Source organism: Romboutsia weinsteinii, from assembly GCF_002250835.2.
Classification (GTDB): domain Bacteria; phylum Bacillota; class Clostridia; order Peptostreptococcales; family Peptostreptococcaceae; genus Romboutsia_A; species Romboutsia_A weinsteinii.
The window spans coordinates 62184-72532 of record NZ_NOJY02000016.1; the positions used below are offsets into that span (position 1 = coordinate 62184).

Genomic DNA, 10349 nt, shown 5'->3' on the forward strand with positions numbered 1-10349 from the left:
ACAATTAATTTAATCTTAGCATGTCTTTCTATATTTAATTACTATCTGATGTTGTTTTTTAAATCTTCTAATATATTCATGTCAACTCTTTTACAAAACTCTGAGATTACTTTTACTGTTTGAACATAATCTTTTTTATGTATTATTAATCTATTAGAATGCATATATCTTGTTGGAATAGATAATGTCATACTAATTACACCATCAAGTGTTTTGTGTATATTTCCTGCATCAGTGCCACCTGCAACCATACAGTCATAATTGATATCTAAGCCTGCTTCATTACATATATTTTCAATCTCTCTAATCAGAGCATTATTTCCTATAGTTGATGCATCTAATATACTTACTACAACGCCACATCCTAATTTCAATCCACCTTTGTCCATAGGGGTATCTTTTGCTGTAGTAACATCTATTGCAAATGCAATATCAGGTTTTATTTTATGGGTAGCGGTTCTAGCCCCTCTAATTCCTACTTCTTCTTGTACCGTACCTACTGAAAAAATATTAGCCTCATGATTTATATCCTTTAGCTCTTTAAGTACATCAATAGCAACGGCCACACCTATTCTATCATCCCAAGCTTTTCCAAGTAGATAATTGGGATTATTCATTATCTCAAATTCAGTATCTGGAGTTATCATGTCTCCTATTTTAATACCTAGCTTCTCAACTTCATCTTTTGAATCCACACCTAAATCTAAATAAAAATCTATTGGCTTAATTACTCTTTCTTTTTCATCTGCCGGCATACCATGAGGTGCACGGCTTCCAACTACACCCTTTATTTTAGAACCTGAATTGGTAGTTATCCTCATACTTTGAGATGGCATTACGTGACCCCACCATCCACCTACAGGTAATAAATTTATATATCCATTTTTATCAATCGATCTTACAACAAAACCTATCTCATCCATATGTCCTGCTATCATAACTTTAGGACCATTCTTATTCCCTCTTTTTAATCCTATTATAGATCCTAAGTTGTCATAATCTATTTCATCAGCATACATTTCAAAGTAGTTCTTCGCCACTCTGCTTACTTCTTTTTCAGCTCCTGATATTCCATCTGCCTCACTTAATTCCTTAAGTAGAGTGATATCTACTTCTTCATATTCCCTACTTTTATCACTCATAAAATCAACTCCTCTAAAAGTTATATATTCTTAAATTTTATATGTTATCTATTTTCAGATTTAAACATTGTGATTAACTCATCATCTAATGACTTAATAACTTCTAGCAGAGATTTTTTAGCATTTATATAATCATAAGCATCAATTATTGAGCTATTTGTCTTAGTATTTCTTGAACATATGCAAACTTTTAAAGTTGGACAGCCTTCTAATAACTTATGTATCCAACCTCCATCACCATCATCCATTGAATAGTAGTATTGATGTTTTATTTCTTTAGTTTCGCATATTTCTATTAAATGATTTAATAATGTTCTATTAGGCATCATAGATTTATCATAGAAACTTACTAAAACCCCTTCTCCTAGCTTTCCTGTATTATCTTCATTTCCATTTATATCATTTGAATGTAGACAATCTAACACTATTGCCATATCTGGTGCGATTAAATTTGTTGCTGTAATACATCCTCTAAGTCCTATCTCATTTTGAACAGTACATCCCACATATAAATCTACATCTAATTTAGTATCTTTTAATAATTCCAATATTTCTATACCAAGTACACACCCATATCTATTATCCCAAGCTTTTGATACTAGTCTTTTTCCACCTAATAAAGCTTCAAACTCTCCATCTACAACTATAGGATTTCCTAACCTAATTCCACATTCCTTTACTTCTTTATCTGAAGTAGCTCCAATATCAACAAACATATTACTTGATTTTATACTCTTATTTTTTTCATCTGAGCTAAGTGCTGATTGTGATTTTGTTACTATTACACCTTTTATTTCCCCTGTTGATGTAGATACTCTAACTCTCTTTCCTATAAGAGCTTGTTCAAAAACATTTCCAATAGGTAGTATCTTTATTAATCCGCTTTCTTTTATTTCATGGACTATAAACCCTGCTTCATCCATATGAGCACATATCATTACTTTTTTACTGTTTGGTTTGCCTGATCTCTTAACTGCAAATATTGATCCCAAATTGTCATATATTATTTCATCTGTATATTTTTTATAATATGATTGTAATGTCTTAGAAATATTCTTTTCATTTCCAGAAACGCCAATAATTTGAGTTAATTCTTCCATCAAACTTAATGTATTTTCACTTAATATCATAAGTTTTCCTCTTCTCTCTTATTTGTGTTAATATTTTTTAAAAGGTAGCTTGAATATTATCAAGCTACCTTTTTGTTATTTAATAGCAAACTTTACTTTTAAAGTCTTCTAAATCGCTACTATTGTCAAATTTCTTTTTTGCAAGGACGCATATATTTTTTAATGCTTCACTTAATCCTGTACCACCTTTTTTAGGCATAACTACGATATCTACTAAATCTTTATAAGAATTTATTGTATCCTCATTTTCTTTTGACATTGCAGCTATAGCAGGTATATTTGTTTTTGTACTTATTTCATTAGCTAGTGTTGCACACATTTTTGCATATCCTTCATAATTGTATGCTGGTCCACATATAACTACATCTGGCTTAATTTTGTTAACCATTCCTACCATCTTTGCTTTAACTTCTTCTTTATTTTTATCAAAGAATCCATCTCCACAATATAAACATGCTACGATTTTACCATCTGCTTCTTTCATCCCTGCATCTAGCATATTAGATGATCCTATTGCCATAGTTTTTCCGCCTAAAGGAATATCCAGTTTCTCTTTTCCACCAAGCCCTGCTTGAACTTGATCATATATCATTACAACTTTCATAATGTACCTCCAATTTAAATCTTAAAGATCTATGTCTTCAAATGATAAATCATCAAATGACAAGTCATCACTATCTCCATCATTACCCTTTGTTTCTTCTTCTTTTAAATATTTTTTATCTAACATTTTTATGAATGGATAGTAAATCACACATCCTATTGCTAATAATCCTAATTGCCATGCCGAAGCCATTAAACTTCCTGTAGATAGATATCCTGAGAAACCAATTGGCGTTGTCCACGGTAATGCAACCCCTGTTGTATATGGTATTATTCCAGCTTGTGTTGCTAATGTAGATAAAACTAAGTTCATTAATGGTACACCTACGAAAGGTACTATTAATATAGGGTTTAATACTATTGGTAATCCAAATATTATTGGTTCATTTATACCAAAGAATCCTGGAACTAGTGATAACTTACCAAGTTGTTTAATTCTTTGAGATTTACAGAAAAGTACCATAACTATAACTAATGATAAAGTACTTCCCCCTCCTCCATAGTTTGTGAAGAAGTTAGAGAATGAACCTGTGAATATATTTGGTAACTCAAGTCCTGCTTGGAAGGCTTCTAAGTTTTCCATAGTTAATACTTTTGTTATTGGATCAAATATTGTATTTGTTACAGCCGGTCCATTAATACCGAAGAACCATAATCCACTAGATGAACCAGTGTATGCCATTTGAGCAGCTAAAGTATTTCCTACTTCTCTAAATGGTGTTTGTAGCACTTCAAATATAAAATTATGAGCTGTTTCATAAGGTGTAAATTCAAATCCTATACGTACAAAGAAGAAAATTGTAATAACAATTGCACTTGGTACTAACGCTGCAAAAGATTGTGCAACTGCTGGTGGAACACCATCAGGCATCTTAATAGTCCACCCTTTTTTATAAACCCATGTAAATATTTTTACAGATAATAACGAAACTACAAGTGCTAAGAATAAACCATTAGAACCAATATATTCGAACGAAATTCCGCTCATTAATTCTGTTCCTTGAACGCCTTCAAAAGGTATTCTTGTTGGCATTAAAATAAAGTATGATATTAATGCTACTATTCCACCTTGTATAGCATCTCCTTTTAATGCTCTAGAGTAAGCATATCCTGTTCCTATACAGCTAAGTAATGCTACCATATTAAATGTTGCTCTTGAAACATTTGTGAACCAACTTGTCCAGTTCTCTCCTAATATATTAGACCAAAACTCTACCCATCCTGGAATTGGGAAGTTTGCTATAAGCAAGAATATTGACCCTACTATTAATAGTGGTGTTGATATTAAGAATCCATCACGAACAGCTATTAAAACCTTATTATTACCAAGCTTATCCGCCAGTGGCATAAGCACTTTTTCCATTTTTTCAAACATTTGCATTCCCCCTATGTAATACTTTTTAGACTATTTTCTACTATTTATTTTTTTTAATTAGCATTACTGCATGCTTTAAAACTTTTTCTCCATCCATTAATCCATATGCTTGAGAATCTATTACCGCAATAGGAGTTTTTAAATCACTAAACTTAGCTACAGTCTCATTGTATAAGTACTTAACTTGTGGTCCTAATAGTATGCAATCTGGATTTTCTGTTTTAACTATGTCTTCTATTTTACCGTGTGGAAAAGCTTCCACTTCTACTGGTAGTTTGTGTTGATCTGCTACCTTTTGCATTTTACTTGCTAATAAGCTTGTAGACATCCCTGCACTACAGAATAAATAAATCTTCTTGTTCATTTTTAAAATTCCCCCTAATATTATTTTTTCATTTCTTTTCTTAATTCAATAATTTCTTTTATAAGATTCTTTTCACTCATACAAGTCATTAAGTGATCTTGAGAATGTATTAATAAAAGTGATATCTCTGTTTTGTTTCCTCCAGCTTCACCTTGTATTAAACCAGTTTGTATTTTATGTGCTTCTAATATTTCTTTCTCTGCTTCTTTTATTAATTCTTCAGCTTTTTCAAAGTCATTTTCTTTTGCAAAAGCAAGAGCTTCATAAAGATTTGATTTTGCATTTCCTGCATGAATTATAATTCCTAATACTACTTCTTCCATAATGTCCTCCTAGTAAATACCTTATAATTTATTGTAATTTGTTAATTCTACACCATTTTCTTCTAAGAATACTTTCAATTTATAATCTGATAATATTTCATGTTCCTTAGTTCTATCATAGGCATATGATGTTGAATTCAAGATGTAGCTATCTAAAAATGCTGGGTGAGTCATTAAGTCAACTACCTCATAAGATTTTATTCTATTTAAATTATCTTTAAAGTAGCTCTTATCAACATTATCCTTGTAAAAATCACCTATACAAGGTACAACTTTTTCATATTTAAATCTATATTCAAATCCACCTCTTATCGGAAGGTTATATTTTTCAACTATCTTTTTTATGACCTCTTCAAAGTATGGAATAGTGTGAACATGATGATGACTATCTAAGTGAGTTATTTCTATACCAGCACTTTTTACTTTTTCTATCTGTGCACAAAACTCTTTATATAACTCATCTAAATCAATCTTATTTAATACATCTTCATTTATTCTTCTAAAGAAGAATCCATCTTCATCAGTAAGTGATTTAACATCTTCTAATAATGGCTTATAGCAACTTAATGTCATATGTACTCCACAGCCTAGTGTTGGATTTTCTTTCAATAAATTTACAGCATGTTCAAAACCTGGCATATTAGCCATAATTGTAGTAGATGTTACAACTCCATTGTTATGAGCCGATACTATACCGTAATTTACAGCTTCACAGTATCCAAAGTCATCTGCATTTATTATTAATTTATTCATATTAATCACCTACGCCATATTGAATTTAGGAAGATATTTCTTATGTGCTTCTAACATCTCATCTAATATTGTTTTTGCTATATCATCTGATGGAGTTAATGGGTTTATACATAATGCTAAATATGCCAAATCATAATTTCCTTCTACTGCAGCTTTTGCAGCTAATAGCTCAAATGATTTAATTTGCCTTACTAGTCCATTTACTGAAGTTGGTAAATATCCCATTGATATTGGCTTTGGTCCTTGTTTTGTTATTATACAACTAACCTCCACCACTTCATCATCTTTAAAATCACTTATTGCCCCATTGTTTAATGTATTTACTACTTGTATATCTTTTTTGTCATTATGTAAAGAGTTTATTAAGTTACAAGCTGCATCACTATAATACGCTCCTCCTCTTTGTTCTAATTGAGGTGGTTTTATATCTAAGTTTTCATCTTTATATATTTCAAACAAATCTTTTTCTAAATCTTTAACCACTTGACCTCTTATCTTACCTTCTTTAAAGCTATCCAACTCACTTTGTAACATATCTTCTTTTTTATAGTAGTATCTGTGGTATGGACAAGGTATTACTCCAAGAGAATTTACAAATTCTTTATTAAACGCTATATCTTTTATATTTTTCATACTTGTATTGTGTTGTGAGAACTTTTCTACAGCTTCTTTTGTTATGTCATCTCCATCAAGAGAGACATTTAATCCATATACCATATGGTTAAGCCCCGCAAAGTCCATATCTATTCTATCTGAATCTACCTCTAAAACCTTTGCAACTTCTTTCTTCATTCCTATTGGAACATTACAAAGTCCTATATAGTTTTTAAAATCTGAATATCTAAACACCGCTTCACTTACAATTCCTGCTGGATTTGTAAAGTTTATAAGCCATGCATTAGGACATAATCTTTTTATATCTTCAACAATATCTAATATTACGGGTACTGTTCTCAATGCTTTAAATAAACCACCAGCTCCATTAGTCTCTTGGCCCATTGCTCCATGAGATAGTGGTATTTTTTCATCTTTAATTCTTGCATCTAATTGCCCTACTCTTAGTTGTGTAGTAACAAAATCTGCATCCCTTAATGCTTCTTCCCTATTTAATGTAGTATAAATTTTTATATCAACATTAGCCTTTTTAACCATTCTTTTAGCTAAGTTTCCTACTATCTCTAGCTTTTCTCTACCTTCTTCTATATCTACAAGCCAAAGCTCTTTTACAGGTAACTCTTTATGTCTTTTTATAAAACCTTCTACTAATTCCGGTGTATAACTTGAACCTCCACCAATAGTTACTATTTTTACCCCTTGTCTCATCTAGTTTCTCCTCCATTTATTTGTTGAGTTCCTATCTGTACTTATATAATACGATATAAAAATAAAAGAATAAGCACATATTTTTCCTTTTTTCGGAAATTTATGTGCTTATTCTGAAAATTTATAATTTATATTAAAATCTTTTTTATATCTGAAAGCTTGCAAGTTGACATTTTTTTCATCATTTCCTTATCCTCTGTCAGCTGTGAAATCTCTTTAAACAATTCTTGAAATTCTGCTCTGTCATCACTTCTATAGGCTAACATTATAATAAACTTTATAGTTTGGCCATTTTTTATTTTTATAGGATTTTTTAATCTTGTAAAAGACAATATTGATTGTTTTACATATTTAATATCACCGTGAGGAAGCAGTATTCCATTACCAATGTTAGTTGGATAAGTTTTTTCTCTATCTATTACTGAATTTACATACTCTTTTTCTACATAGTGTTTATTTGCTAATACAGTTGCTAAATATTCTATCGTTTCAAAAACATCAGTATAATCTAGCTCTTTTATTAAATAATCTGATATCATCAGTTTATTCATAATCTTATAAGATGTTTCTTTAATCTTTACCTTATTTACAAATAATTTTAATCTATTTTCATCTTCCCCAGTAAATAACGGTGTAGTTATAAAAAATGGTAAGTCTATATTTTCATACTCTTGGAAGCCTATAATAAAATCAATATTTTTATTAAAGTTATTTCTTTTTAAATCTTCTTCTCTTATAGTTTCAATTATTTCAATATTATTAAGTCTCTTTTCTATTTTTACCTTTAAAAGAGTACTTACTCCAAAACTAAGTGGACAAACAATGCTCGCTTTTTTCATTTCATCTCTTTTATTACTTTTTCTTTCTAAGGATACCTGAAAATGAAGCACTAAATATCCAAGCTCATCTTCAGTAATATCATTATGCAAACCTTCACTTCTTATTGCATTTGAAATAACTGTAAACAAGAAGCAATACTTAGTCTTTATATCATCCAATAAAGGATTTTGTAAATTAACATTATTTTTTATTTGTTGAAGTGTAGCATTTATATGACATAATAATTGATCAAATAATAGTTCATCTTCCATAAAATTTATTCCTGATTCATCTGAAACTATCTTTATAATTCTTTTAGTATAGTTTACTAAATCTGTATTTAAGCGAAGGTTTTCCTTTACTCTATCACTACTTATCTCTCTATTCATGCTAAGTATTAAAGAAGAAATAAAGTTCTTTTCACATTGGTTAATATTTACACACAAATTAGACTTCAGTTCTCTATCTATTTCTTCTATCAACTCACCTAATTTTATATCTTCATTATCCATATTTTCATTTAGAGAGTTTCCTATCCTAACTCTTATTACACCTATAAGTAAAAATAGCATTAACTGCTTAAATGATGTATCTGTAAATCTAGTGTTTAATCTATCTTCAATATTATTCATAATATTTTTAATAACTATAATATCTACAGCATGGAAAGAATCTATCTCTTCAATATTTAACCTATAAGTATCTATATATTTAAATAAAAAATCTACAAGCATTATTCTTATATTTTTTTCACTTCCATCTACATACATACCGCTATTTTTTTTAATATTAATTTCTAAGTCATACTCACTTATCTTATTAGATAGTTTGTTTATCTCTTCTCTTAGAGTATTCTTATTAGTGTACAATTTATTACACATTTCGTTAAAATTAATTTTATTAGTACTGTTTAATAAGATCAACTTTAATATTTCTATTTGCTTATGTATTTCACTATTACCTCTTTTTACTTCTCTTCTTAGCTTTTGGCTTATTAAATTTTTTTCGCAATCTTCTCCAACTAACTTAACCCCTAAGTTTGATTTTCTTTTTATCTCCACACTACAAAAGCTACTCAACCATTCATTTATATCTTTACAATTATTCCTTACGGTCCTTTCTGAACACTCCAATTTTTCAGCTAGCTGGTTTGTATCAATGTAGTCACTTTCAGCTAAAAGTATAGTTAATAAGTCCTCTTGTCTTTTGTTCATCATGTCCCCCTCATTACTTAGTAATATATTTTACTATCCTAAAATCTATTTACATAACATTATATCTATTTTAATTTTTTTGTCAAAGATATAAAAAAGTAGCCATTAATAGGCTACTTTTTTATATCTATAATATCTTACTAAACTATTCTAATAACAGATAGTGATGCAATTGTTCCCCCACCTGTTGGAAGTGCGATAGTTAGTAAATTAAGACTTCTTAATTGTAAAATATCACCTGCATTAGCTGAAAAAATTGCTTGCCCTGATAGCATAGCGGATGTACCTATTGCAAGAAGACCAACAACTAACACACTGTCTGATCCAGCAATTCCACCTGAATTTAGAAATAGTTGAAACCTATTTAATAAACTAGCACTTAGTGTTGGAAATAGTATATAATAATCTGCTTGATATATCCCAGCATTTGTAAGGGTTATCGAGCCAGCAGTATTAGACATAGCAAGTGGCGGTATTGGTGGTGTACCATTAAAAGGAATAGGTGCATTAGATGCTAAGCTTGTTAGTGCTGCATTTTGATAGAAGAATCCGTATGCTGTTATATTGGTAGGTCCAGTTGAACCGGTTGGTCCGGTTACACCTGTTGCTCCGGTTACTCCTGTTGGACCTGTTGGACCTGTTGGTCCTGTTACTCCAGTTGGACCGGTTGCTCCGGTTACACCTGTGGCTCCTGTTACTCCTGTTGGACCCGTTGCTCCGGTTACACCTGTTGCTCCTGTTACTCCTGTTGCCCCCGTTGCTCCGGTTACACCTGTTAATCCTGTTACTCCAGTTGGACCCGTTGCTCCGGTTACACCTGTGGATCCTGTTACTCCTGTTGGACCCGTTGCTCCGGTTATACCAGTGGCTCCGGTTGGACCTGTTGGACCTGTTGCTCCGGTTATACCAGTTGCTCCTGTTGCCCCCGTTGCTCCGGTTACACCTGTGGATCCTGTTACTCCTGTTGGACCCGTTGCTCCGGTTATACCAGTGGCTCCGGTTGGACCTGTTGGACCTGTTGCTCCGGTTATACCAGTTGCTCCTGTTGCCCCCGTTGCTCCGGTTACACCTGTGGATCCTGTTACTCCTGTTGGACCCGTTGCTCCGGTTACACCTGTGGCTCCTGTTGCCCCCGTTTCTCCGGTTGGACCTGTTGCTCCGATTACACCTGTTGGACCTGTTGCTCCTGTTAGACCAGTAGCTCCTGTTGCCCCCGTTTCTCCGGTTGGACCTGTTATACCTGTTGCTCCTGTTATACCAGTAGATCCGGTTACACCTGTTGATCCTGTTACTCCAGTGGCTC

Annotated in this window: 10 protein-coding genes; all 10 read right to left on the reverse strand. The window is 31.8% G+C overall.

Translation table 11 applies throughout. From position 1 onward, the window contains the following. Positions 1 to 41: 41 nt before the first annotated feature. On the reverse strand, positions 42 to 1142 hold the full coding sequence (locus CHL78_RS10860; protein WP_094367431.1) for a M42 family metallopeptidase: 1101 nt from the start codon (positions 1140 to 1142) through the stop codon (positions 42 to 44). A 44-nt stretch (positions 1143 to 1186) separates the two neighbouring features. Beyond that, positions 1187 to 2272, reverse strand: coding sequence for a M42 family metallopeptidase (locus CHL78_RS10865; protein WP_094367432.1), 1086 nt, complete (start codon positions 2270 to 2272; stop codon positions 1187 to 1189). Between the two features lie 79 nt (positions 2273 to 2351). After that, on the reverse strand, positions 2352 to 2876 hold the full coding sequence (locus tag CHL78_RS10870; protein ID WP_094367433.1) for a GrdB-related putative oxidoreductase: 525 nt from the start codon (positions 2874 to 2876) through the stop codon (positions 2352 to 2354). 21 nt (positions 2877 to 2897) lie between these two features. Further along, entirely contained in the window at positions 2898 to 4250 is a 1353-nt protein-coding gene (locus tag CHL78_RS10875) for a PTS sugar transporter subunit IIC (protein ID WP_094367434.1), read from the reverse strand. Between the two features lie 40 nt (positions 4251 to 4290). After that, positions 4291 to 4614 (reverse strand): PTS sugar transporter subunit IIB, encoded by a 324-nt coding sequence (locus tag CHL78_RS10880; RefSeq protein WP_094367435.1) that lies wholly within the window; start codon positions 4612 to 4614, stop codon positions 4291 to 4293. A 20-nt stretch (positions 4615 to 4634) separates the two neighbouring features. Then, entirely contained in the window at positions 4635 to 4937 is a 303-nt protein-coding gene (locus CHL78_RS10885; protein ID WP_094367436.1) for a PTS lactose/cellobiose transporter subunit IIA, read from the reverse strand. A gap of 21 nt (positions 4938 to 4958) precedes the next feature. Beyond that, the gene (chbG, locus tag CHL78_RS10890) at positions 4959 to 5690 is read right to left on the reverse strand and encodes a chitin disaccharide deacetylase (RefSeq protein WP_094367437.1); all 732 of its coding nucleotides are present in this window, start codon (positions 5688 to 5690) and stop codon (positions 4959 to 4961) included. 9 nt (positions 5691 to 5699) lie between these two features. Further along, complete coding sequence (locus CHL78_RS10895; protein WP_094367438.1) at positions 5700 to 7013, reverse strand: 6-phospho-beta-glucosidase; 1314 nt, start codon at positions 7011 to 7013, stop codon at positions 5700 to 5702. 128 nt (positions 7014 to 7141) lie between these two features. After that, a complete protein-coding gene (locus CHL78_RS10900) occupies positions 7142 to 9046 on the reverse strand; it encodes a BglG family transcription antiterminator (RefSeq protein WP_094367439.1) in 1905 nt (634 codons plus the stop codon). Between the two features lie 140 nt (positions 9047 to 9186). Beyond that, the coding region (locus CHL78_RS20560; RefSeq protein WP_147295814.1) for a collagen-like domain-containing protein at positions 9187 to 10349 on the reverse strand (1163 nt) is incomplete at its 5' end.